We start from the raw sequence: 23,189 nt of genomic DNA, 5'->3' as shown, positions 1-23,189 counted from the left end.
CCCGACACCCGGGCATGCCGCCCCGACACCCGTCGCACAGACGGGCCAGGATAGGGACATGGCACCCCTCGTCCAGGACTCGGCCTCATCCGGGCTGCCGGCTCACGAGATCGACGGCGAGTTCCTCGCGCTGCCGCGCACCGCACTCGCCGACGCGGCTCTGCAGACCGCACGTGATCTCGGCGCGACGCACGCCGACATCCGCGTCGAACGGCTCAAGGACTCCTCGCTGTCGTTCCGCGACGCCTCGCTGGAAAGTCGCCATGAAGGCGCGACGCTGGGCTTGGCTGTCCGGGTGGTGCACGGCGGCACCTGGGGTTTCGCCGCCGGCGTCGACCTGACGNCGGACGAGGCGGCGCGGCTGGCCCGCGAAGCCGTCGAGATGGNCCGAGTCGCCGCCCCGCTCAACTCCGAACCAGTCGAACTCGCCGCGGAACCGACCCACACCGACGCGGTCTGGGTCTCGGCCTACGCGACCGATCCGTTCGCGGTCGACGCCCGGGACCGGGTCGAACGGGTCGGCGGCCTGTGTCGGACGCTGTTCGCGGCGCACGATGTCGACCATGTCGACGGCCGGTTCAGCGCGGTGATGGAGAACAAGTACTACGCCGACCTGACCGGGACCACGACGACACAGCAACGGGTGCGGGTGATCTGCCAGATCGAGGCGACCCGGGTCGATCCCGCGGGCGGCTTCGAGTCGATGCGCNCGATCGCCCCGCCCGTCGGTCGAGGCTGGGAGTGGCTGGTGGCGGGCCCCGCGGCCGGCTGCTGGGACTGGGAGAGCGAGATCGATCTGATCCCGGGTCTGCTCGCCGAGAAGTCCAGGGCCTCCTCAGTCGAACCAGGGCCGTACGACCTGGTCATCGACCCGTCGAACCTGTGGCTGACGATCCACGNGTCGATCGGGCACGCCACCGAGCTCGACCGGGCGCTCGGCTACGAGGCCGCCTACGCCGGTACCTCCTTCGTCACCCTCGACCAGCTGGGCACGCTGCGGTACGGCTCCCCGGCGATGACCGTCACCGGGGACCGCACCGCCCTGCACGGGCTCGCGACCATCGGCTACGACGACGNGGGCGTGCAGACCCGCCGGTTCGACATCGTCCGCGACGGCCAGTTCGTCGGCTATCAGCTCGACCGGGCGATGGCGGCCCGCAATGCCGCCGTGCTCGGGGTCGACCGCTCCAATGGCTGCGCGTTCGCCGACTCCCCCGCCCATGTGCCGATCCAGCGGATGGCGAACGTCTCCCTGCTCCCGGCGCCCGGCGGCCCGTCGACCGAGGAGCTGATCAGCCGGGTCGACCGCGGCATCTACGTCGTCGGGGACAAGAGCTGGTCGATCGACATGCAGCGGTACAACTTCCAGTTCACCGGCCAGCGGTTTTACGAGATCCGCGCTGGTCGCATCGTCGGCCAGCTCCGCGACGTCNCCTACCAGGCGACGACGACCGACTTCTGGGGATCCCTGGAGGCCGTGGGAGGCCCCGAGACCTACGTGCTGGGCGGTGCGTTCAACTGCGGCAAGGGCCAACCCGGCCAGGTCGCGGCCGTCAGCCACGGCTGCCCGTCGGCTCTGTTCCGCGCCACCAACATTCTCAATGCTCGCCGAGAGGCCGGTCGATGAGCCGGCCGGCCGGACCGCAACCAGCCTCAGCCGACGGAGGAAGCACGGTGCGCGAGACCGCCCATGAGATCGTCGAACGCGCCCTGGGCCTGTCGAAGGCGGACGGCTGCGTAGTGATCGCCACCGAGTCCAGCGCGGTGAACCTGCGCTGGGCCAACAACACGTTGACGACCAACGGCGCCAGCCGGGATCGGTCGATCACCGTCATCAGCGTCATCGGCCGCTCGTTCGGGGTGCGGACGGCCTCCACCATCGACTCCCCCGGTTCCGGCGGCCACCCCACCGCGCGTCCCACCGACCTGCCGCATCCCACCGATGCCGACGGCCTCGCGGAACTCGTCCGCGCCGCCGAGGACGCGGCCCGGGACGCCGAGGATGCCGAGGACTACACGGACCTGCTCGGGCTGGACACGACGGACGTCGGCGCGGGTGCGGGGTCGGCGGGTGCGGGGTCGGCGGGTGCGGGGTCGGCGGGTGACGCGGCCGAGGCCTTCACCGATCCGGCCGCCCGGACCAGCACCACGGTGTTCGCCTCCTTCGCCCGGGACCTCGCGGAGGCGTTCGCCGCGGCGCGGGCGGGCGGGCGGCGGTTGTTCGGCTTCGCCGAGCACAATCTGACCACCACGTGGCTCGGGACGTCGACGGGGCTGCGGCTGCGGTACAGCCAGCCGACCGGCAGCGTGGAGTGGAACGCCAAGAGCGGCGTTCCCGGCGGCTCGGTCTGGCACGGCCAGTCGACCCGTGACTTCACCGACGTCGACGTCGCGGGTACCGACGCGGCGCTGCGCGACCGGCTGGCCTGGTGCGAACGGTCGCTGGAACTGCCGGCCGGCCGGTACGAGACGCTGCTGCCGCCCTCCGCGGTGGCGGATTTGATGATCTACATGTACTGGACGGCTGCCGGTCGGGACGCGGCCGAGGGCCGGACGGTCTTCAGCCGGGCCGGCGGCGGCACGCGTCTCGGCGAGGCGATCGGACCGGCGGGACTGCGGCTGGCCAGCGATCCGCACGACCCGGAACTCGCGACGACCCCCTTCGTGACCGCGCAGTCCTCCTCGTCGATGTCCAGCGTCTTCGACAACGGACTGGCGCTGAGGCCCACCGACTGGATCTCGGATGGCACCCTCGCCGCCCTCGTGGAGACCCGCGCGTCCGCCCGTGCCACCGGGGTCCCGACCACCCCGATGATCGACAATCTGATCCTGGACGGCGGAGGCTCCGCGTCGTTGCAGGAGATGATCGCCTCGACGAAACGCGGGCTCCTGCTCACCAGCCTGTGGTATATCCGCGAAGTCGATCCCGAGGTGCTCCTGCTCACCGGCCTCACCCGGGACGGGGTCTACCTGGTGGAGAACGGTGAGGTCACCGGGGCCGTCAACAACTTCCGCTTCAACGAGTCACCGGTCGACCTGCTCGGCCGCCTGGCCGAGATCGGCGCCACCACCCGCACCATGGCGCGGGAATGGGCGGACTGGTTCACGCTCACCCGCATGCCCGCGGTACGGATCCCCGACTTCAACATGTCCTCGGTCAGCCCGGCGAACTGACCGCCGGCCGGGCCGGGGGCATCGAACCATCGATGGTGAACCGCGAGCAGCCATGGCTCCCGGTTCACCATCGCGGGTCGATTCGGGGACGGGTCGATTCGGGGACGGGTCAATGAAAAACGGGTCAGTCAGAGGTAGGCCCCGCGGCCGANCGTCTCGCTGCCGGGCTGCTGCCCGCTCGGCAGGGCCCGTCGGCGCATCTCCTCGAGTTGAGCCTTGGCGGCCATCTGTTGGGCGAACAGCGCGGTCTGCAGGCCGTGGAACAGACCCTCGAGCCAGCCGACCAGTTGTGCCTGGGCGATTCGCAGCTCGGCGTCCGACGGCGTGCGCTCCTCGTCGAACGGCAGCGACAGCCGATCGAGTTCCGAGCGCAGGTCCGGGGCAAGCCCGTCGGAGAGCTCCTGGATGGAACTGCGGTGGATCTCGCGCAGCCGGACTCGGCTCGCGTCGTCCAGCGGGGCGGCCCGGACCTCCTCGAGCAGCTGTTTGATCATGGTACCGATGCGCATCACCTTGTCGGGCTGGGAGACCAGCGCGGCGATGGGGTTGCCGCCGTCCAGCTCCTCCGCGGCCTGCGGCGCCTGGCCACCGTCCGGGGCCAGCGGCCGCACCGGCCGGTCGGGTACCCCCGAGTCCGCGGTCTCGTGCAGCGCGCCGTCAGGCCCGACGACCACGACGCGGGGTTCCGGTTGATCCGTCATGCCCCCTATCCTGCCCCGTGATCCGCCTCCCACGGCACTGGCTTCGCCTCCACGGTCACGCCGGGTGTCACCCATCGAGGGTCATTCCGGGATCGTGAGTACCACCTTTCCGACATGTCCGAAATCAGCCACATGCTGGTGCGCCCGCGCGACCTCGGTGATCGACAGCNCCCGATCGATGNCCGGCCGGATCGCCCCCGCCTCGATCGCCGGCCAGAAGTCGCCGCGGACACCGGTCACGATGTCGGCCTTCTCCTCGACCGGCCGCCCGCGCAGCGACGCGGCGTGGACCGCCGCCCGCTTGGTGAGCAGGGCGCCGAGGTTGAGCTCCCCTTTCACCCCGCCCTGCAGGCCGATGACGACCAGACGGCCTCCCACGGCCAGCACGGCGACGTTGCGGGCGAGATACGCCGCACCCATGTTGTCGAGGATGACGTCCGCCCCATGGCCGTCGGTGGCCTCGCGGATCCTGGCGACGAAGTCGTCGTCACGGTAGGAGACCGCGATGTGGGCGCCGAGCTCCCGCACCCTGGCCAGTTTGGCCGCGGTGCCGGCGGTGGTCGCGACCAGCGCGTTCGGACGCAGCGCGCGGACCGCCTGGAGCGCGAAGGTCCCGATGCCGGACGCCCCGCCGTGCACGAGGAAGACCTCGCGGTCACGCAGACCGGCGATGCCGAACACCGTGGAGTACACCGTGCAGGCGACCTCGGGCAGAGCGGCCGCCGTGATGAGGTCGACCCCGGCCGGGACCGGCAGCACCTGGCCGACCGGCACGTTCACCCGACTCGCGTAGCCGCCCCCACTGAGCAGCGCGCACACCTCGGCCCCGACCTCAACCCGGTCCACGCCNGCGCCGAGAACCGCCACCCGCCCGGAGCACTCCATCCCGATGATCTCAGAGGCACCGGGCGGCGGCGGGTAGAAACCTTGCCGCTGGAGCAGGTCCGCGCGGTTCACCGCCGTCGCGACCACCTCCAGGGTAACCTCGCCCGGCCCCGGGGCAGGAGGGTCCGCCACCGTCGACCACGTCATGACCTCGGGCCCACCGGGCGCTTTCACCGTCACAGCATGCATCCGTCACACGCTACGGCTCCTCGGCACGCGATGCCGCGGCATCATCCGGCGTGCGGGCATGTTCATGCCGCGGCCGTACGGATGTTCCGGTGGGGTGGACGGACGCCGGCTCGGGCCTCAGACCGGCTCGGGCTCCGGTTGGGGTGCGCCGGGAACCGGCTCGGTGTACGGGGAGGGCTCGTGCGGAGCCGGCGGCAGGTCAGGAGCGTCGGGCAGGAGCGGGCCGGGATCATCCGGGATCGGGGTGTCCGGATCGAGCGGGGGCGGGGGACTCGGGCGATGGGGNCGGACGGCCTCGGGCATCACGACAGACGGGGCAACCAGACCAGACCGGGTAAACAGACCAGACCGGGCGGACAGGGCAGCCGGACCAGACAGGGCAGACATAGATTTCGCCGTACCCGGCGGGCGTCGCGGCGGAAACATCGTCCTAGCATCCCATGTCGGCGGCTCGTCCCTCGCCGCGGCCTGGTCGCCGGTCACCCCGCTGGACCGGCGTCGCGCATCCGTGCGCCGCCCCGTCATCGCGGCTGTCCCGTCCGGATCTCGGTTCATCGGCTCGCATCTCCGATCCTATGCCGTCAAGTCCTATGCCCCTATGTCCTATAATGTGGCTGCCTCGGCCGGTCCGAGACGGGTTTGCCCCCGTGGCCGATGTCAACGCGCGCCAGGACCATCACCATGTGTGGCCAGCCCGACATCATCGGACCGAGGGTAAAGCCACTGCTTCGAGCGTATTAACAGTGACCGCCCCACTCGGCATCCAGGTACCACGACGCATACCCGATCGAGTCGCTACCGTCATATGCATATCGCCCTGAACTCATGGTTCTCTGCAACCAGTGACAGACGACCACAGCATCGGCTGTCCGGCCGGCGCCGCGGACGCGCCGGCCTCGACGGGCCCGGGGAGCGTGCCAGTGGAAGCGGTCGCGGCCGACGACGAGCCCGAACATCCCCATACCCAGGCGGAGTTTCATGCCTTCTTCGAGAGACATCACCGCGAGCTGAGCCGGTTTGCGTATCTCCTGACCGGCGATCACGACGTCGCGGACGACATCACCGCGGACGCCCTGACGGCCGCCTGGTCCGCCTGGGACCGGGTCCGCTCCGCGGACCTTCCACTGGCGTATGTCCGGCGGATCGTCGCCAACCTGGCGGCCGACCGGGTCCGGAAGGTCGTCCGCGAGCGACGCGGGCTGCTCTTCCTTGGTCAGCGAGCCGACCAGTCGGCGCGGATACCCGATCTCCCCGCGGTCATGGATCTGCGCTCCGCGCTGATGACACTGCCGCCAGGCAAACGTGCCTGTGTCGTGCTCCGCTACGCCTTCGACCTGTCGGAGATCGAGACGGCNCGCACGCTGGGTATCTCTGTCGGCACGGTGAAGAGCCAGACCGCCAAGGGAGTCGCCGAACTGGAGCGGATTCTCCAGAACACCGAGCTGCCGCCGGCCGGTGCCGCGGAGGTGGCGAGGCCACAGGTATCGTCCGGTCGGCCGGGCACATCACGCGGCGCCACATCCCGATCGGGCAGTTCCCGGATGAATGGCTCCCGGTCGGGCTCGGGTCGCCTGGGACGGCGGCGGGGCAGTGGTCAGTCCGGCAANCCGGCGGGNCCGAGCCCGTCGGCGTTCGCCCGCCTCGGCCGCGTCAAGCTATGGCCCTGGTGGCAGCAGCGAGTCGGCGAGGCATAGATGACGCAGAAGGCGCCCGGGGTTCCAGGAGCTCGATCATGATGCGCAGGGTGGCGCGGCAGCGCGGCGCGGCGAGCCTCCGGCCGATTGCCGTCCCTCCACTCCGGAGACGGGTGACCGCGTGATCAGCGACCACGGAACAGGCGACCGCGAAACCAGCAGCCCGAGCGCGGATGGTCGAGGGTCAGCCGATCGCGTCGGCGAGTTCCGCGGCGGCGACGGTCATGGCGGCGGCCTGGGGGAGCTTCCGTTCCCCGACCGACTCCGCGGCATGCTGAGCGCCGAGATGGGCCGGCACCACCCCGACTCCGATCGCATCCGCGGACGTGTCGCGGCAGCGGTCGATGCTCCCCTGAGCAGCACGATCATCCGCCCCCTCGGCCCGATCGGACCTGTCGGCCCGAGCGGTCCACTCAGCGCTAACGGACCACTCAGACCGCTTGGTTCGATCGGCTCCGGCACCCGGACCGGGGATGGGCGGATCATCACCCGGCAGCACCGCCTGGGCCGTACCGTCGCGAAGACCCCATCGAGCCGACGGCGCCGATCCAGCCGGNCCACCAGCCCCGACCGGCTCCCCCGGTCCCACCACTGGCCCCGTTCCCGGCGGCGCTCGGTCGCCCGACGCGGCACGATCACGGGGGCACTACTCGCCATCATGAGCATCACGGCCCTGACGGCCCTGGCCCTGCTGGGGCCGTCGGGATCGAACTCCCCGGCTCCGCCCACAACGACCGTCACGGCAAAGCCGCGGCCGTCCGCCACGCTGGTCACGACGTCTCCGGTCGTACGGACGCCGGTCACGTCGCCCCAGGCCACTGCGGCGGTTCCACCGGAACCGGCCAGGTCGAGCCCCGCCGGAACATCCGGGGTCAGCGCCGCCGTCCCGGACGCGACGAGCGATGCGAGCGCCGCACGGAGGTCCGCCGGCCCGGACCCGGCGGACCCGGGGTCCGCGAGCGGTGGCGGCGGCGCACCGTCACCGTCCGCGGGACCGTCCACAGGACCGTCCGCGAACCATGGTGACAGCAGATCCTCCCTGCCCGGCGGAACGTTCGCGGGCCTCGGCGGCGGGATCTACACCAGCACCGTCGCCCCCTTCCCCAGTGGATCACGGGTACGGCTTCCGGGCCCCGGCACTCTCGACTGGGTGCTGTTCGGGGGCTCGTGGGACGGTGTGCAGAACCGGGCCGCCATCGTGATGCCGCTGATCGACACCGGCACCCTGCTGGGCACGTCCGTGCCGTCATCCTCGGGATTCGACTGGACGGAGGGCACACCGGTCGCGACCGGTGTGGATGACACCGACCGGCTGTCCCTGCAGGGCTCGGCCCGGCTGACGGTCTTCGTCTCGCAGTCTCCGCTCACCCTGGACGTCCTCCTCGGATCCGGTTCCGGGCGGGTGCAGATCATCGTCACCTCCATCGGCGGCACGCAGACCTTCACCCAGACCCTGCCTTCACCGATCGCCGACGGCTCGGCCGATGGAGTGGTGAGCATCGGGCTGCCTGCCGGAATCGGCACGACGTCGGTCACCATCTCCAGCGGGGGCACATCGGGTTGGACGCTGGCGGCCGCAGTCCTGCGCTGACGGCGCGGGTCTGCGCCGGTTACGGGGGTCTGCACTTGACCATGCGGAACCACAGGCAACCATGCGGAAGAAAAATCTTCACAACGACGGCAACCAATCAACCTCCGTCGGACGACTGACAGATGAACGCCATACCGGCCCCCCGCGCCAGGAGGTCCGGCGGTGTTTCGGCCCGTTCGCTCCCCGGCTAACCCCCCCAGCCCGGCGGACGGGTCGCCAAGCGGCCGTCGACGGCGGCACGCGGGCTGGCCGGCCCGGCCAAGGTCGGCCAGCCCCTCGCGACCTCTCCCACGCCACCCGGCGCCCCGGTCCGAGTGTGAGTCCGGTCCGAGTGTGAGTCCGGTCGCGGGAAGGTGCCACGCGCCCTACGCCGACCGGCCGGGGAGAGGTAGCGTCAACCTCGTGCGTCGGCTGCTGTTGTCACCCTCGTGGATCGCGCGTCATCTCCTCGCGCTCCTCTTGATCGCATTCTTCATCCGCATGGGCATCTGGCAGCTGACGAAGGGCGAATCCCCGCAGGGATCGCTGCAAAACCTCTTCTACGGGGTCGAGTGGCCTGTCTTCGCCGCCTTCGTCGTGTACTGGTGGGTGAAGATGATGAAGGAGGATCTGGCACCCAAGGACACCACCGGGCCGCGGTGGGGTGCCCACGGCCGGATCGCCCCCGAGGCGCCCTGGCGACCGGATCTCGACAGGGGCCCCAAAATGCTGACGACCGGCGGCGCCGAGCAGTCCGCCGAGGACGACGAACTCGACGCCTACAACCGCTATCTCGCCTCACTGTACGAGCGTGACGCCCTTCGGGACGCCCTCAAGCACATCAACGGAGCCCGCTGATGACGGCATTGCCCGACCCCACCCGTACGGCCACCACAGGACGTGCCTCCGCGACAGCGATTCGCGCGTCCCTGCTGCGGTACCGGGCCATCGCCTACATCGTCGGCGTAGGGCTAATCGTGCTGGTGTGCATCGGTATGCCGGTGAAGTACATCGGCGGCAGCGACACGATCGTCGCGGCCGTCGGCCCGATCCACGGTGTGCTGTACATGGTGTACCTTGCCGCTTCCTTCGATCTGGCGAACCGTTGCCGGCTGTCCTCGACCCGGACAATCCTGATCATGCTTGCCGGCACCATCCCGTTCCTGTCGTTCTTCGCCGAGCGGCGGGTCACGTTCCTTNTGCGGGNGAGCCAGCTGTCCGCCGCCGCGGCTCCGGTCGGCCCNGCCACCNGGCCCACGAAGTCCGCGAAGCCCGCGTAGCACGCGCAGTCCACGCAGCACGCGCAGAGCGCCGGGAGACGTCGCCTCAGGACACGTCCGAGTCGACTCCGGCCAGGCGGAGCGCCGCCGGTGCGGGTCGGCGGAGACGGGCGGGCACGGCGATCGTCAGGACCTCACCGGCGGTGAGCCGCCGGAGCCGGGCCAACCGGGAGGGCGGAGCGAGTATCTCCGCGGACAGCACCTGGTCAGCCTCGGTACCGAAGGCAAACAGGCGCCCGTCCGACCAGGTGATCAGTTCGTCGGCCGTACTGGCGGGTCGCACGAGGACCAGCTGGGCGCGCCGCGGGNCCCNGACGATCGTCACCGTCCGCGTGGTGGACCGGAGCAACGCCCACTTGCCGCCGCTGCGGTAGGCGGCCGCCAGCATCCGGGCCGTCTCGTTTCCCTCGGGACGGCGAGGTGGACGATCCGCGATCACCACGAGCCCCGCGTCGTCGACCGCGATCGGCGGAGTCGGGTCCGCCCGCAGGTCCGCGGCGGTCACCGCCCCGAATGCTCTGTCGAGGTGGACACCGCGTGCGGCGGGCAGCCCAAACGACGATGAGGCCAGCATGGCGGTCAGGGACGCCCGCCGGACCTCCGCCCCGTCCAGCCGGACCAATCCGCAGACCGTCATCCGTTCCTCCGTCCTCAGCCCGCGATCCGCGATCCGCGATCCGATGACGCACGGCACGGACGGACTCCCGGCCGGATGATCGACACGGTGCGGCGGCGTTCACGGGTACTCCAGCGCTGGAACGTAGCAGTTTCTCGCCCGCCTCACCGGTCCGTTGCACGGAATCGCCGAGTGGTTCCGACCTTCGGTGCCGGGCCTCACCGTCATGATCCGGGCTCGGCCGGGACGGCGGCTCGAAAACACCTCGGCCGCCTACCGGCCGNCGATCGCCCGTGACCAAGACGTCCGGCGGAAACCGGCCGCATGCGGAGGAAGACCGCGGTCACGGGGGAGGACGGACTTAGGCCACGTTGGCGCCCGACGGCTCACGCTCCCGCTTGACCCGACGAGTCGCGATCACCGGATGAGCCGGGCAATCAACCAGATGCTCATCGAAGCCCTGCACCGTCGGCCAGGACTGGTGGCAGGACCCGCAATGGGTCGTGGCCGGATCGGTCCACCGCTCTTCGCAGCCGGCACAACTGGCCGTGACCGGGATATGCGCTGTCTTGTCGGGCTGCCGGCGACGAGAGACCTGGATCGGCAACGCCTGCTGGATGGCTTGTTCATCTGGGGAACGGAGTGTGACGGAAACCGCGCGTGGACGCCGAGGTGGGGTGATGGCGGCCGGGATCGCGCGAGGGGATGTCGACCGACGGGGAGGCACCCGGCCATCCTGTCGCAGACCTGCACAAGCGTCACGCAACCGGCTGTCGAGTGTTCAGGGTGATTGTCCTGCGGCAACGCTTCCGGAGCTCGCGAACCAGAGCGTTCCGCCCGGACGGGTCGTCATCGGCGAAGGCCGACCGCCGGCAGGAACCCGCGCCGGNAACAACCGTGCCGGGCCGAGCGACACCTGGAACATCGCCGGACAGGCAAAAAATAACTACTGACACACAGTAATATCACTAGACTGGCTATGGTCGAACGCAGGACGGACGCCATCGCCAGGGCCGGCGGTGAGGGGATCCCGGGCGTGAGTGCCGGCGCACTGCTGCGAGGGTGGCGGGAGCGACGCCGGATCAGTCAGCTCGGACTGGCGTTGCGAGCCGACAGTTCCGCCTGACGCATCAGTTTCATCGAGACCGGCCGCTCCATTCCGAGTCGCCCGATGGTGCTGCGCGGGCCACGTGCCCGTCGGTGCGGAACCGGATGAGCAGTTCCTGCCTGTCGCCGAGGCCGATGGTGCAGGATCCGTACATCGGATCGGAGTCGACCAGGCCCAGTCCCGCGAAGCAGGCCCAGTCCCGCTCAGAAGGGTTCGGCCTGCGGGCGACTGCGGCCCCCGCGCGACGAGCTTCTCCTGGAGAGAGATTCCCGCTCCTACACGCCCACCCACAAAGTGCGCTTCGTGAGGCGGCTGAAGCGTGGAGGGTCAGTCACGGTTCACGGTCTCCACNCCGTCGCTCNCCCTCCACATTTCCCGCCGGGCCCGCATCCGCCGGGCCCGCTCGACAGCCATTACAGGGACGCTATATGTCCACCTGCTGCGCTCAGCGAGGCAGAAGGCAGCGGGGACGGTGGCTGTGATCCCCGGTCACGTCCCAGCGTGCCCATTTCGTGCCCACAAGGATCTTCAGGTGTTCCAGGCTGATCGTCGCCAGCTGTCTCCGGCGACAAAAAGCCTGGCAAAGCGGAGGGCGTGGGATTCGAACCCACGACGAGGATCACTCCCCGTAGCGGTTTTCAAGACCGCCGCCATCGGCCACTAGGCGAGCCCTCCCAGCCTGCGACTTTAACCTTATCGTAACATTTTTCCTCCGGCTCGATACAGGCACGGTACAGAAACGCCGAAGGACGCCCGGTAGGCGCCCTCACGCCTCCCATTCTAGCCGTCCGCCCGCCGTGCGGCAGCGAGCCGACGCACCGCATCCTGCTCCCCTCCGTCGAGCAACCGCGCATACGTCCGCCAGATCACGGCAGGGCTGTTACCCGCCCGCTCCGCAGCCTGCTGCACGCTGACCCCGTCCATCAGCCAGCCCGAGATGCAGCTGTGACACAGGGAACTGTCTTACCTCATGCTGTCAGACAGGGTGGCCGGCTACTCAAGGTCACTGATAGCGGCGCGGTGCGATCTCGCCGAAGCCCTGGATATAACGTCAGACCTATCCGGAGAGACATCAGAACCGCGAACACTGAGCAAGGTAGCCGCGTGCCCAGTCAGAACATCGCCGTCGGGCCCTCGTCGGCGCGCGAGTCTCTCCGCGGGCCGCGCCCGTGACTGTTCTCCCCGTCCCCGTCGGTCACCGACACACGCCCACAATCAGACCAAGGTTCTGNGAATGAAGCGCAAGCGACCGTCACCTCGTGGCTCGGAAGGCGACTTCTCCGTCGTCTACAGTGCTCTGGTAGCGGCAGCCCTGACCGCACTCTGTACAGTGGCNGCCATCCTTCTCGTCGCCCCGCACGCCCGGCGCGCTGTTGCCGTGTGCNGCCTCGTCGCGGCGGTCACGGTCGGCCTGGCCTGCGCCGAGATCCGCCGCCGCGGGCACGAGATCGTCCATCTGCGCCGTCGGCAGGCCGCCACCGAGCAGGAACTCATGCACCGCCTGGAGATACAGGAGGCCGAGACCAGCCGCCTCGCCGTCGAGGTGCTGCCCGCCGCGATCAGTCGGCTGCACCGCGGCGACTCGGTCGAGGAGGCGCTGTCCGGCTCGAGCCAGTCGCCCGCCCTCGGCGCCGCGTTCATCAAGGCGCACGACGACGTGGTCCGCTCGGTCCTCGAAGCGGTCAAGGCGGAAGAGGACCTGCGCGACTCCTCGCAGCGCGCGTTCGTCAACGTCGCCCGTCGCGTCCAGGCCATCGTGCACCAGCAGTTCCAGGATCTGCGCGAGATGGAGGAGCGGCACGGCGGGAACCCCGATGTCTTCGACGACCTGCTCCGCCTCGACCACGGCACCGCGCTGATCGGCCGGCTCGCCGACTCGCTCGCCGTGCTCGGCGGATCCCGCCCCGGCCGGCAGTGGCAGCATCCGGTGCCGCTGTTCAACGTGCTGCGCGGCGCGATGTCCCGGATCATCGGCTACCAACGCGTCGAACTGCACTCGGTGGTCGAGGTCGCCATCTCAGGACCCACCGTCGAACCGCTCATCCACGCGCTCGCCGAGCTGCTGGACAACGCCACCCGGTACTCGCCGCCGCAGACCCGCGTGCACATGACCGCGGTCGAGGTGCAGTCCGGGATCGCGGTCGAGATCGAAGACGGCGGCGTCGGCCTCGGCGAGGAGGCCCGGCTGCGCGCCGAGCGGGTGCTCGCCGAGGTCAAGTCGGGCCTCGACCTCGCTGACCTCGGCGGGAACCCGCGCCTCGGCCTGTCCGTGGTCGGTCGGCTCGCGCAGACCCACCGCTTTCAGGTCTCGCTGCGGCCCTCGGCGTACGGCGGCGTGCGCGCCGTGCTGATCATCCCACGTGNCCTGGCCNCCGCCGTGCCGCTGTCCGCGGCCAGCCCGGGCGCCGCGGTCCGGCCGAACCCGAACACGCCGATGCCCGCCATCGCCCTGGAGTCGGAGGAGCCGCAGCGCATAAAGATCAACAACAACGGCCTGCCGCAGCGCAGGCGCGGCGTCACCGCCCCGCTCAACGGGAGCGGCAGCCAGCGGAGCCTGACCGCGCCGCGCGGGCCGCAGTCCGCCGCCCCGCCCCCGCCTGTGTCGAGTAACGCATCCGCTCCCGCCGCCCCGCCCCCGCCCGTGTCGAGTAACGCATCCGCTCCCGCCGCCCCGCCCCCGCCGCCCGGGCTGTGGCTTGCCGCGTTCCAGAACGCGGTCTCCGGCGAAAGCACGAGCACCCAGCACGCTTTGACTGACGATGCGTCGAGTAAGGAAAGCGAGTAGCCGATGGACCACCTGCGGCCCAGCATGGACTGGATGCTCAAGGACCTTGCGGAGAGCGTGCCAGGCACCCGGCATATCATCGTCCTGACCGCGGACGGCCTGCGCATGGCCCAGTACAACACGGATGTGGACACCGCCGACCGCCTCGCGGCCGCGTGCGCCGGACTGCAGAGCCTGTCCGCCGCCGTCGGCGCCGAGTTCCCGCAGGGGGACAAGCGGATGCGGCTCGTGGTGATCGAGGTGGGCGGGGGATTCTTCTACCTCATGGCGGCCGGCGCGCGCGCATACCTCGCGGTGCTGGCCGACGAAGGGGNGGACGCGGGGNTGATGGGACAGCAGATGCGCAACCTGGTCGCACGTATCGGTGAGCATCTCACCAGTCCGCCGCGGATGGAGGAGAGGACGGCCGGGTGACCCCGTCCCCGATCAACGACGCGTCCTGCGCCTGGGAGCAGGGCGGTCCCGAGCGCCTGTACGTCCTCACCGGCGGGCGCGGCGCCTCGGGCCGCCGGGCCGACATCGACCTGGTCACCCTCGTGGTGGCGCGGGCCGCGGGCCGGCCCGAGATGCAGCCGGAACACGCGTCCATCCTGCGCATGTGTTACTGGCCCCTGTCCATGGCGGAGATCTCGGCCTACCTCAAGCTGCCGTTCAGCGTGGTCGCCATCCTGGTCTCCGACCTGCTCAGGGACTCGCTCGTCGAGGTGCGCGCCTCGGTGCGCATGGAAGGAATCGGCGATCCTGAACTGCTCAAGGCGGTGATGAATGGACTCCAGAGGCTCTGAGTTGGCCGTCGGACCGGCGCGCGAGGACGCGCTGCCCGCCTCGGCCGCCACCGCGGTCAAGATTGTCGTGGTCGGCGGGTTCGGCGTCGGCAAGACGACCCTGGTCGGCTCCGTCAGCGAGATCAGACCGCTGACGACCGAGGAGACGATGACCGAGGTCAGCATCGGGGTAGACGACGTCCGCGGGGTCGAGCAGAAGGATGCGACCACCGTGGCCATGGACTTCGGCCGGATCACCATCAACGAGCAACTGGTGCTCTACCTGTTCGGCACGCCCGGACAGCAGCGCTTCTGGTTTCTGTGGACAGGCCTGTTCGAGGGAGCCCTTGGCGCGGTCGTGCTGGTCGACACCCGGCGGCTCGAGGCCAGCTTCGACGTCATCGGGCGGCTCGAGGACGGCGGCGTGCCGTTCATCGTGGCCGTCAACGTCTTCCCGGACGCCCCGAACCACCCGCTGGACGAGGTCCGTGCCGCGTTGGATCTGCCGGCCGCCGTGCCGATCGTCGCGTGCGACGCGCGCAGCCGGGCCTCGAGCCGGGACACCCTGCTGGCCCTCATGCGCTACCTGTACTGGCTGTCCACCCAACCCGCGGCCCCGGTGGCCGCCTCGGCCGCCACGGAGTAAGTGTGTCAACACCCATTCCCGAAGCAGGCGCGGAATCAGGCGCTGCGATCCCGCCGCCGGGGTGTCCGGNGCACGCGGCCTTCGCGCAGGATGCCGTACGGACCGCGCTCTACGGCCCGGAAGCGCAGCACGATCCCGGCGCGGTCTACGAGAAGCTCCGCGCGGAACACGGCGGGATCGCCCCGGTGGAACTCGAGGGTGGCGTCCCGGCCTGGCTGGTGCTCGGCTACCGGGAGAACATGGAGGTCGCTCGCACCCCGAGCCGGTTCACCCGGGACGCCCGGCTCTGGCGGGACTGGAACGAGGGCAGGATCGCCGCGGACGACCCGCTGCTCCCGCTCATCGGATGGCGTCCCGACGTCGTGTCCTACGATGGCGAGGAACATGCGCGGCTGCGCGCCGCGGTCAACGAGTGCCTGACCAGGTTCGACCGGCACGGCACCCGGCGGCACGTCCAGCGCTACGCGAACCAGCTGATCGACGGCTTTGTCGAGGACGGCCGCGCGGACCTGGTGACCCAGTTCGCCGTTTACCTTCCGATGCTCGTGCTGAGCCGGCTGGTCGGCCTGAGCGAGGGGTACGGCCGGAAACTGGTCGAGGCCATCGTCGGCATGGTCAGCGGCGGCGAGGATGCATACGCGCACAACCAGTACATCATCGGCACCCTGCGGTCGCTGACCGAGGAGCGGCGCAGGGCCCCCGCGCACGACCTGGCGTCCTGGTTCGTTCAGCACCCCTCGGGGCTGAACGACGAGGAGGTACTCAACCACCTGCGCCTCGTGATCGTGCTGGGCTACGAGGCCACGGCGAACCTGGTCTCGAACACGCTGCGGATGGTGCTGACCGACCCCCGCTTCCGCGCGTCGCTCGCTGGCGGGCTCATGACGCTGCCGGACGCGGTCGAGCAGATGCTGTGGGACGATCCGCCGCTACTGGTCTGCCCGGCGCGGTTCGCCACGCACGACATGCATTTCGCCGACAAGGAGATCCGCGAGGGCGACATGCTGCTGCTCGGCATCGCGGCAGGCAACGCGGATCCGGAGATCCGTCCGGATCTCGGCGCGCCGATGCACGGCAACCGCTCGCACCTGGCGTTCAGCCGGGGCCCGCACGAGTGCTCGGGACAGGAGATCGCCCGCGCCATCACCGACACCGGCGTCGACGTGCTGCTCAACCGGCTACCCGACCTGCACCTCACGGTGCCGGAGGAGCAGCTGACCTGGACCGCCTCGACCTGGTCCCGGCACCTTGACGCGCTCCCGGTCAAGTTCGCCCCGCAGTGCCGCCCCGTCCCGCAGTCTGCGCCAGCCGCCCCGGCGTTCTCCGCCCCGGTGGTCGAGCCGAGCGCCGCGAAGGACGCGCTGGCGGCGGTGGCCGAGGCCGACGCACAGGCCAGAGCGGACACCCGCCGCGGCTTCTGGGCTTCGCTGGGCGGCATGTTCCGCGGTCGACGCTAAGGGTTCACGGTCGGCTGACGTACCGCCGAGTGGCGCCCGGGAATCGCTCCCGGGCGCCGCTCTTTTGTTTCCGACACGCCGTCAGACCGCCTGCGGCGAGGTCAGCATGCGAGAGATCTCCTCGCGCGGCGGATCCGTGTCCATCAACAGTTCGTTGACCGCCGCCCACGCCTGGTAACCCCAGTTCCAGTCGTCGACGATCCTCGCACCCATCCGGGCCTGGGCGCGTTCTGTGTCGGTGAAATGCAGCACGTCGAAGGCCGTGTCAAGGCGCTGCTTTGTGGTGTGTATCGACTGGTCGAGCGTCCGCATCTCCTGCTCGCAACGGGCTCTTGCCTCCTGCCAATCGCAGCCGTCCTGGTCTCGGATGATCGAGATCAGATTGCGCGGGTCGTCGCGCTTCGCGTCGCGGACCGAGGAGTAGACGTCGTTGCAGTACACGATGATGTCGCTGGCTAACCTGCGCAGCAGTCGCAGCTGGGTACAGTGGTGGATGTGCGGCGCCAGATAGGTGAAATTCATCTTCTCGCCGAACACCAGGCACAGCGGCACCGCGCCGTTTCCCAGGCGTAGTTCCAAGTACTCTTCGACCGTCGTGTCCATCCGCCGGTCCCGCATCGCCGCGTAAGTGGCCTGCGTGTTGAAGTACCATTCCCAGTGCTCGCTGACCCGAGCCACCCACTGGTCCGGCGAGCTGACGATCTGCCGCGCCCACAGGTCATGGAAGATCATCCCCATGAGGGACTTCGCGGGTCTCCCGTAGAGAATCCCGGTGAGCTCCGCGCTGATGACGTTGATGCGGCTGATGTCCGCCGCAAGGTCGTCGGTGAAGTCGTCGTAGATCCGGAAGAAGGCGTGGATGTCGTAAGCGAGTTCCAGCTCCGGCAGCGGGGCCAGAGGGTACACCCAGGCCGAAAGCGTGGCGTACCTCTCGGCCCGGGGCGTGCAGACCTGGAAGCGGGTGAGCCATTCGACGGTGTGCGCCAGGGCTTCGGCAGCGTTCTCGTTCGGCTGCCAGGAGCGCGCAGCTTCGTGCACTGTGAGGATCTGCTCGCCATTCATCGCGTCTCGGCCTGTCTCCTGGCAAAGATGGTGATCATGGATCGCGAGCATCTGGCAGTTTCGGACACTTCTGCGCCTCCAGGTCAGGGGAACCACGTCCTATCAGATCCAGGTACCACGATGATCCCAGAAGTGCGAAGTATCATGTCGCGGATTCGGGCCGTTATGGAGGGCACCTCGGTCGTGGTCCGTTGGAGGGTCCTCAGGTGGTGCCGTTGCGACCGATCACGCTGCCGAAGACATGAGTGTGCCCGATCCTACCGCCAGAGGTTCTGTGCCGCCCAGCTTCGGGACCTGCTTACAGCTGGGAGGTCCAAGGGTTGACGAGTGGGACGTCCATGGCGGCGAAGTCGGCCTCGTTGCGGGTGACGAGCGTGAGGCTGTGCACCTGGGCCGTGGCGGCGATGAGCGCATCGTGGGCTGGGCGCCGGTCGGGCACGTGAAGTCGCGCCGCCGAGCCGGCGACGATCTGATCGACGTCGAGCAGCCGGCCTGCGTATGCCGGGAGCACGTTCTGATCGAGCCATGAGTCCAGGACGGCCGCCTGGCGGGCATCGCGCCATCGCTTGTTCTCAATGCCAGCCCGCAGCTCTAGCAGGGTGATGACGGAGAGGAAGGTATCCGATGGTGACAGGCTCGCGGCCCAGCCGTTGAAGCGGTCATCGCGGCGTTTCGCGGGCTTACGGAGCTCGGAGATGACGTTGGTGTCGAGTAGGAAGCTCACAGGTCGACCTCGCGCAGCGAGTCCCGCGGCCGTAGGGGCTCGAAGTCGATCTCCTCCTCCAGAACGAACGCGTCTCCCAGGCTGCCCGCGGTTCCGGTGAGCCGCTGGTAGTCGGCGAACGACAGCAGGACGTGTGACGGCCGACCGTGATCCGTGATGATCACCGGACCGCTGGCGGCGGCCCGCTTGACCGCGCTCACGTCACGGTTGAACTCTCGCGATGAGACCATGGTCACCACGACCACCCCCCTGGTAGGTACGTACCTACAATATGCGCCGAACGTCGTTCGCGCGGCCAACCGCTGAAGCCAGCTCGCGCCCTTCGATGTGGCCAGGGTCGCGTGGCCAGGGTCGCGTGGCCAGGGTCGCGTGGCCGGGCGACCGGCTTGCTCACCAGACCTGGTGACCATCCAGGATGAACCCTCGTCGCCGGCAAGGTCGGCCTGAGCAGTCGTCCCTTGAATTTCTCACTCCAGATATCACAGACTTCAAGTGGTACCGTATTTGAAGGCTGGAGCCAGGCATGGCCCCTGGAGTCAGGCATGGTCCCGCGGATCGAGATCGACGACGAGGTCTTCAAGTGCCTGCAGGATCAGACTGCGCCCTTCGTCGACACCCCGAATGATGTCCTGCGTCGCGTCTTGGGGCTCTCCGCTCCAGCGGTGGCCAAAGAGCCGGGCGCGGCCCGTCCGCCTGGCAATCTCGCGAAGCTTGTGAACGCCGGGCTCGTGAAGCCCGGGGGGACGGACTGACGCATGTCCGCAAGTGAAGCGGCGCGACCTACCAGGGGCTCCGACGCGGTGCATCCGTCGCCGTCCACCTGGACGACATCGACTTCACCAACGCAACTCTCACCCTCCGCTGGCAGTTCGTCCAGATCGGCTACGCCACCCAACTCGCCAAGCCGAAATCCGACGCCGGGGACCGTGTCATCNCCCTCGNCCCCGACNCCCTCGCCGTCCTGAAAGCCTGCCGCACCCGCCAACACGCCAACCGGCTCGCCGCCGGAACCACCCGGCCGAACAACGGCCTCGCGTTCACCCACCCCGACGGCACTCCCATCCACCCCGAACACCTCACCAACCGCTTCCACACCCTCATCCAGGAAGCCGACCTACCCCCATCACCATCCGCGGCCTCCGCCACGGCGCCGCCACCCTCGCCCTCGCCGCCGGCGCCGACCTCAAAGCAGTCCAAGAACTCCTCGGCCACTCCACGATCATGATCACCACCGACACCTACACCCACATCCTCCCCGACCTCGCCGCCGAGATCGCCCGCAACACCGCCCGCCTCATCCCCCGCACCCGCAGCCCCCAGGAGTACCCCCGACACACCACCACGATCGACTAACCCGGCACCGCCCGTCCGCCCCATCGGGGCGGACGGGCAGCCACGAGCCACGAGCCACGAGCCACCACAACCCGCCCACCCCACCAGCCGACGCCCCATCCACACCCCCACAAACCGCACCGACACCCCGACCACCACCCCGAGGACACACAGTTCGGTATCATGACTCTCGCAGGGCCGTTAGCTCAATTGGCAGAGCAGCCGGCTTTTAACCGGCGAGTTCAGGGTTCGAGTCCCTGACGGCCCACACTGGTGGATTTTTCGTACATTTCTGAAGAGCTTATCAGACTCACATTGTCGAGCTTTTGAAGCTCCGGTAATTCGTGGATCCTGTACCAGCTCGATCTCTNGATGTATCCATTCAGGGTACAGGTTCCAGCACCCCTGAATGGATACCTGCCCGTCAGAGTCACGGAGGCGGCCCGGTGGTTCTCGTGGTCGTTCCCGGCGTGCGCGCGCACGCCTGTCGTGGTCGTTCCCGGCGCGAGGCGGCAGGTCGGTGTGACCCGACACCGCCGGGGCATCCCGTCAGGGTGAGCAGACACACCCGCCGGGGTCGAACCGACAGCAGTCAAACCGACGGCAGTCGGGCTGACGGCAGTCGGGCTGACGGCAGTCGGGCTGACGGCAGTCGAACTGACCGGATGAGCGGGAATCGTCCGGCCGGGGGCCGCCGAGAGGACGACCGCACGCAGCCCGACCTCGACGACACGACCGCTGACGCGGTTGGCAAGCTCAGCGAGGCGCTGGAGTGGGTTGAACGGGCCCGCGGGGCGCTCTACGAATTCCATCAACTCTCCGGACGGGCCGATCTGATCCTCGCGGAGGCGATTAGCGGTCTGGAAGACGCCGGCCACCCCCAGCTGGCCGCCTATGTGCGCCGGGAGCTGCACGGACGCAACGTCCTCGACGGGCGGTGGACCTTCCAGATCATCGAGGAGTACGACGACATCTACTACCGCCCCTTCGTTGCCGTGGACGAACAGGTCCGGCTGCGGCTCACCGGTGGGAGGCGCCACGTCCACGAGGCTCGCATGAAGGCTCAGGAGCGGGCCCGCGCCGGTCGGGACCTGTGGGGCCCGGGCGCCTGACCTACGGTCCACCGAGCGTCCACATCAGGACGACCGGTGGACCGCGGCTCCGGGCCTGAAGGCAACCTGCCGGTGAGTTCAGGCATTCCGATGATCACAGATAGTCAGATGATCACGGCTTCAGAGCTCACGCCGACGGAGATCGCACCGCCGGCGGGCTCAGGCGTCCCGACGCTTGGCCAGGACGAGCCCGATGGCGAACAGGCCGAGGCAGATCGCGGCGAAGTACACCAGGGAGCCCCAGGGGCCGAAGGGCATCCCCTTCACCACGGGCGGCCCGTCGGAATGCTCCACCTGCCCGGCGACGATGAAGTTGTCGCCGTTGACAAACGGCAGCCAGTGCTGGATGTGGCGACCGACCCGGGGGATCGCCGGCAACAGGCTCTCCGCCAGNAACAGGTAGACGAGCATGATCACGATCGCGCCCGCCGACTGCCGGATGATCAGACCCAGAGCCAAGGCAAAGATCGCCGCGAACAGGTAGACCAGACCGACACCGAAGACGTTGCGGTACTCCTGAGCCGTGTCCAGGGCCAGGGGGGCATCCGGCCTGATCAGCTTGGCGACGCCCCAGGAAGCGAAGGCGGTGAGCTCGCCGACGGTCCCCGCGAGCAGGGCGACGACGACGGCCTTCGCGAGCAGTGCCGGCGTCCGGGTGGGCACCGCGAGGAACGTGGACCGGATCGTGCTGAAGCGGTACTCGGTGGTGACCGCCAGCGCGGCCATCACCATCATCACCACGAGGCCGAAGTTGTAGGCGAACTGGGTGACGTTCGGGGTGAGGTCGGCGAGGTCGTTATCGCTGGTCGCCGCCGCGAAGATCGAGGTCAGCCCCACGGTGAGCGCGGTCGCCAGGATCATGCACCACCACGGTGAGCGGGTCGAGAACAGCTTGATCCGCTCGACGGTGAGCAGTGTCATCGTCCAGTCCCTCCTCGTGCCGCCTCGGCCGAGGCCGACGAACCGCCCCCGACNCCCACGCCACCGGCATCCACGCCACCGTCAACCGACTGGCGGGGNGTCCCGGCCAGTGGACCGGCGGCAGTTCCCGCCGGCACGGGCCCCGGCGGAGCACCTGTCGCCGACCGGCTGTCGCCAGGCCCCGGCGTCCCGGCGTGGTACTCCACCTCGCCGCCGGTCAGTTGGATGAACGCCTGCTCCAACGAGCCGCGCTGCGCCGCCAGCTCGTGCAGGACGAGCCCGATCCGACCGGCCAGCTCGCCGACCTGCTCGGTGCTGCTGTTCGACACGAGGAACGCCGCCGGACCACCGTCGCCGGCGGCGACGTCTCGAACCGCGAGGCCCTGACCGGTCAGCACGCCACGCAGCCGCTCCATCTCCGGCCCGCGGACCCGGACCGCCGACTCGGACGCCATGTCGATGAACGCATGGGTACTGGTCTGGGCGATCAGCCGCCCGCGACCGATGACGACGAGCTCCTGGGCGGTCAGCGCCATCTCGGACAGCAGATGACTAGAGACGAAGATCGTCCGCCCCTCGNCCGCAAGTCGATGCATGAACTGACGAATCCAGAGGATTCCTTCCGGGTCCAGCCCATTCACGGGCTCGTCGAAGAGAAGGACCTGCGGGTCACCCAGCAGGGCCGTCGCGATCCCGAGACGCTGTGCCATCCCGAGCGAGAAGCCACCCGCCCGCTTGCCGGCGACCGAGGTGAGCCCGACGATCTCCAGGACCTCGTCGACCCGCTTCCCGGGAATTCGGTTCGCCGCGGCCATCCACCGCAGGTGCGAGCGGGCGGAGCGGTTGGGATGCACCCATTTCGCTTCCAGCAGCGCTCCGACCTGGCGGAGTGGTTCCTTCAGCTCGGCATATCGCTTACCGTCGATACGGACCTGGCCTGCGCTCGGATTGTCGAGCCCCAGGATCATCCGCATTGTAGTGGACTTTCCCGCACCATTCGGCCCCAGGAAACCGGTCACCTTGCCTGGCTGCACCGTGAAGGACAGGTCGTTGACGGCGACCGTACGTCCGTACCGCTTGGTGAGCCCTTGCGCCTCGATCATTCCCCTCCTTTCCGTGGAACATCACTATGTCGGGATGACGGACCGGACCCGGGCTGCTGCCCGCTC

At 69.3% G+C, this 23,189-nt stretch carries 24 protein-coding genes, 2 tRNA genes and 1 pseudogene; 17 read left to right on the top strand and 10 right to left on the bottom strand.

Annotation, left to right across the window (positions count from 1 at the left end; genetic code table 11):
* The first annotated feature begins 58 nt into the window (after positions 1-58).
* Entirely contained in the window at positions 59-1,627 is a 1,569-nt protein-coding gene (locus CED_RS03845) for a TldD/PmbA family protein (protein ID WP_084680680.1), read from the top strand.
* Complete coding sequence (locus tag CED_RS03840; protein WP_084680679.1) at positions 1,624-3,174, top strand: metallopeptidase TldD-related protein; 1,551 nt, start codon at positions 1,624-1,626, stop codon at positions 3,172-3,174. Before CED_RS03845 ends, CED_RS03840 begins: the two co-directional genes overlap by 4 nt.
* Positions 3,175-3,302: 128 nt before the next feature.
* On the opposite strand, the gene CED_RS03835 is transcribed toward CED_RS03840, so the two are convergent.
* Positions 3,303-3,875 (bottom strand): bacterial proteasome activator family protein, encoded by a 573-nt coding sequence (locus tag CED_RS03835; protein WP_035908641.1) that lies wholly within the window; start codon positions 3,873-3,875, stop codon positions 3,303-3,305.
* 81 nt (positions 3,876-3,956) lie between these two features.
* Complete coding sequence (locus tag CED_RS03830) at positions 3,957-4,949, bottom strand: NAD(P)H-quinone oxidoreductase (protein WP_084588325.1); 993 nt, start codon at positions 4,947-4,949, stop codon at positions 3,957-3,959.
* A gap of 914 nt (positions 4,950-5,863) precedes the next feature.
* Here CED_RS03830 and CED_RS03820 point away from each other — a divergent pair.
* From CED_RS03820 to CED_RS03805, 4 genes are all read left to right on the top strand, one after another.
* Positions 5,864-6,643 (top strand): SigE family RNA polymerase sigma factor, encoded by a 780-nt coding sequence (locus CED_RS03820; protein ID WP_235186874.1) that lies wholly within the window; start codon positions 5,864-5,866, stop codon positions 6,641-6,643.
* A gap of 658 nt (positions 6,644-7,301) precedes the next feature.
* Positions 7,302-8,234, top strand: coding sequence for a hypothetical protein (locus CED_RS03815; protein ID WP_023840741.1), 933 nt, complete (start codon positions 7,302-7,304; stop codon positions 8,232-8,234).
* A gap of 402 nt (positions 8,235-8,636) precedes the next feature.
* Positions 8,637-9,071, top strand: coding sequence for a hypothetical protein (locus CED_RS03810; RefSeq protein ID WP_049761022.1), 435 nt, complete (start codon positions 8,637-8,639; stop codon positions 9,069-9,071).
* A complete protein-coding gene (locus CED_RS03805) occupies positions 9,071-9,493 on the top strand; it encodes a DUF3817 domain-containing protein (protein ID WP_084680678.1) in 423 nt (140 codons plus the stop codon). The genes CED_RS03810 and CED_RS03805 overlap by 1 nt, the downstream gene beginning before the upstream one ends.
* Positions 9,494-9,539: 46 nt before the next feature.
* On the opposite strand, the gene CED_RS03800 is transcribed toward CED_RS03805, so the two are convergent.
* Positions 9,540-10,130 carry a hypothetical protein gene (locus CED_RS03800; protein ID WP_035908688.1) on the bottom strand — a complete coding sequence of 197 codons (591 nt, stop codon included), beginning with the start codon at positions 10,128-10,130 and terminating at the stop codon, positions 9,540-9,542.
* A gap of 958 nt (positions 10,131-11,088) precedes the next feature.
* On the opposite strand from CED_RS03800, the gene CED_RS23370 reads away from it, so the two are divergent.
* Complete coding sequence (locus CED_RS23370) at positions 11,089-11,235, top strand: hypothetical protein (protein ID WP_198030930.1); 147 nt, start codon at positions 11,089-11,091, stop codon at positions 11,233-11,235.
* A 568-nt stretch (positions 11,236-11,803) separates the two neighbouring features.
* On the opposite strand, the gene CED_RS03795 is transcribed toward CED_RS23370, so the two are convergent.
* Together CED_RS03795 and CED_RS24990 are read right to left on the bottom strand one after the other, a co-directional pair.
* Positions 11,804-11,892: transfer RNA gene (locus CED_RS03795), tRNA-Ser, on the bottom strand.
* A 105-nt stretch (positions 11,893-11,997) separates the two neighbouring features.
* Complete coding sequence (locus CED_RS24990) at positions 11,998-12,141, bottom strand: hypothetical protein (protein ID WP_165758285.1); 144 nt, start codon at positions 12,139-12,141, stop codon at positions 11,998-12,000.
* A 310-nt stretch (positions 12,142-12,451) separates the two neighbouring features.
* Between CED_RS24990 and CED_RS03790 the strand changes: the two genes are divergently transcribed.
* The 5 genes from CED_RS03790 (at position 12,452) to CED_RS03770 (ending at position 16,869) form a co-directional block, all read left to right on the top strand.
* Positions 12,452-14,002: an ATP-binding protein gene (locus tag CED_RS03790; RefSeq protein WP_035908640.1), complete on the top strand. Its 1,551-nt coding sequence runs from the start codon at positions 12,452-12,454 to the stop codon at positions 14,000-14,002.
* Between the two features lie 3 nt (positions 14,003-14,005).
* Complete coding sequence (locus CED_RS03785) at positions 14,006-14,416, top strand: roadblock/LC7 domain-containing protein (RefSeq protein ID WP_035908639.1); 411 nt, start codon at positions 14,006-14,008, stop codon at positions 14,414-14,416.
* Entirely contained in the window at positions 14,413-14,787 is a 375-nt protein-coding gene (locus CED_RS03780) for a DUF742 domain-containing protein (RefSeq protein WP_011438686.1), read from the top strand. Before CED_RS03785 ends, CED_RS03780 begins: the two co-directional genes overlap by 4 nt.
* Positions 14,768-15,412, top strand: a complete 645-nt coding sequence (locus CED_RS03775) for an ATP/GTP-binding protein (protein WP_011438687.1) — start codon at positions 14,768-14,770, stop codon at positions 15,410-15,412. Before CED_RS03780 ends, CED_RS03775 begins: the two co-directional genes overlap by 20 nt.
* A 2-nt stretch (positions 15,413-15,414) precedes the next feature.
* Positions 15,415-16,869 carry a cytochrome P450 gene (locus CED_RS03770; RefSeq protein ID WP_035908638.1) on the top strand — a complete coding sequence of 485 codons (1,455 nt, stop codon included), beginning with the start codon at positions 15,415-15,417 and terminating at the stop codon, positions 16,867-16,869.
* Positions 16,870-16,950: 81 nt separating this feature from the next.
* Here CED_RS03770 and CED_RS03765 read toward each other — a convergent pair whose 3' ends face one another.
* From CED_RS03765 to CED_RS03755, 3 genes are all read right to left on the bottom strand, one after another.
* Positions 16,951-17,931: a terpene synthase family protein gene (locus CED_RS03765; RefSeq protein WP_023840686.1), complete on the bottom strand. Its 981-nt coding sequence runs from the start codon at positions 17,929-17,931 to the stop codon at positions 16,951-16,953.
* A 298-nt stretch (positions 17,932-18,229) separates the two neighbouring features.
* Positions 18,230-18,655 (bottom strand): type II toxin-antitoxin system VapC family toxin, encoded by a 426-nt coding sequence (locus tag CED_RS03760; protein WP_011438690.1) that lies wholly within the window; start codon positions 18,653-18,655, stop codon positions 18,230-18,232.
* Positions 18,652-18,885, bottom strand: coding sequence for a type II toxin-antitoxin system Phd/YefM family antitoxin (locus CED_RS03755; RefSeq protein ID WP_011438691.1), 234 nt, complete (start codon positions 18,883-18,885; stop codon positions 18,652-18,654). The genes CED_RS03760 and CED_RS03755 overlap by 4 nt, the downstream gene beginning before the upstream one ends.
* A 312-nt stretch (positions 18,886-19,197) precedes the next feature.
* Between CED_RS03755 and CED_RS03750 the strand changes: the two genes are divergently transcribed.
* From CED_RS03750 to CED_RS03735, 5 genes and pseudogenes are all read left to right on the top strand, one after another.
* A complete protein-coding gene (locus CED_RS03750; RefSeq protein ID WP_023840683.1) occupies positions 19,198-19,407 on the top strand; it encodes a negative regulator of replication initiation SeqA in 210 nt (69 codons plus the stop codon).
* A gap of 13 nt (positions 19,408-19,420) precedes the next feature.
* Positions 19,421-19,846: pseudogene (locus CED_RS22120) on the top strand (hypothetical protein); the annotation flags it as partial.
* Positions 19,847-19,876: 30 nt separating this feature from the next.
* Entirely contained in the window at positions 19,877-20,008 is a 132-nt protein-coding gene (locus CED_RS25725) for a hypothetical protein (RefSeq protein WP_255353866.1), read from the top strand.
* Between the two features lie 174 nt (positions 20,009-20,182).
* Positions 20,183-20,255 (top strand) — tRNA-Lys (locus CED_RS03740).
* A 397-nt stretch (positions 20,256-20,652) separates the two neighbouring features.
* Positions 20,653-21,099: a hypothetical protein gene (locus tag CED_RS03735; RefSeq protein WP_023840681.1), complete on the top strand. Its 447-nt coding sequence runs from the start codon at positions 20,653-20,655 to the stop codon at positions 21,097-21,099.
* Between the two features lie 159 nt (positions 21,100-21,258).
* Here the strand turns inward: CED_RS03735 and CED_RS03730 are convergent, their stop codons facing one another.
* Entirely contained in the window at positions 21,259-22,020 is a 762-nt protein-coding gene (locus CED_RS03730) for an ABC transporter permease (protein ID WP_035908636.1), read from the bottom strand.
* Positions 22,017-23,123, bottom strand: coding sequence for an ABC transporter ATP-binding protein (locus CED_RS03725; protein ID WP_035908635.1), 1,107 nt, complete (start codon positions 23,121-23,123; stop codon positions 22,017-22,019). Before CED_RS03725 ends, CED_RS03730 begins: the two co-directional genes overlap by 4 nt.
* Positions 23,124-23,189: the final 66 nt, after the last annotated feature.

The sequence above is a fragment of the Frankia sp. CeD genome (assembly GCF_000732115.1).
In the GTDB taxonomy this organism is placed as follows: domain Bacteria; phylum Actinomycetota; class Actinomycetes; order Frankiales; family Frankiaceae; genus Frankia; species Frankia casuarinae.
The sequence above is the reverse complement of the archived record's forward strand: the minus strand, read 5'-3'. Positions and strand labels throughout refer to the sequence as shown.

Excerpts from the sequence above, each read along its gene's own strand:
- CED_RS25725 (WP_255353866.1), top strand. The coding sequence starts at position 19,877 with ATGATCACCACCGACACCTACACCCACATCCTCCCCGACCTCGCCGCC.
- CED_RS03755 (WP_011438691.1), bottom strand. The coding sequence starts at position 18,885 with ATGGTCTCATCGCGAGAGTTCAACCGTGACGTGAGCGCGGTCAAGCGG.
- CED_RS24990 (WP_165758285.1), bottom strand. The coding sequence starts at position 12,141 with ATGGACGGGGTCAGCGTGCAGCAGGCTGCGGAGCGGGCGGGTAACAGC.
- CED_RS23370 (WP_198030930.1), top strand. The coding sequence starts at position 11,089 with ATGGTCGAACGCAGGACGGACGCCATCGCCAGGGCCGGCGGTGAGGGG.
- CED_RS03840 (WP_084680679.1), top strand. The coding sequence starts at position 1,624 with ATGAGCCGGCCGGCCGGACCGCAACCAGCCTCAGCCGACGGAGGAAGC.
- CED_RS03815 (WP_023840741.1), top strand. The coding sequence starts at position 7,302 with ATGAGCATCACGGCCCTGACGGCCCTGGCCCTGCTGGGGCCGTCGGGA.
- CED_RS03750 (WP_023840683.1), top strand. The coding sequence starts at position 19,198 with ATGGTCCCGCGGATCGAGATCGACGACGAGGTCTTCAAGTGCCTGCAG.
- CED_RS03765 (WP_023840686.1), bottom strand. The coding sequence starts at position 17,931 with ATGAATGGCGAGCAGATCCTCACAGTGCACGAAGCTGCGCGCTCCTGG.
- CED_RS03735 (WP_023840681.1), top strand. The coding sequence starts at position 20,653 with ATGAGCGGGAATCGTCCGGCCGGGGGCCGCCGAGAGGACGACCGCACG.
- CED_RS03775 (WP_011438687.1), top strand. The coding sequence starts at position 14,768 with ATGGACTCCAGAGGCTCTGAGTTGGCCGTCGGACCGGCGCGCGAGGAC.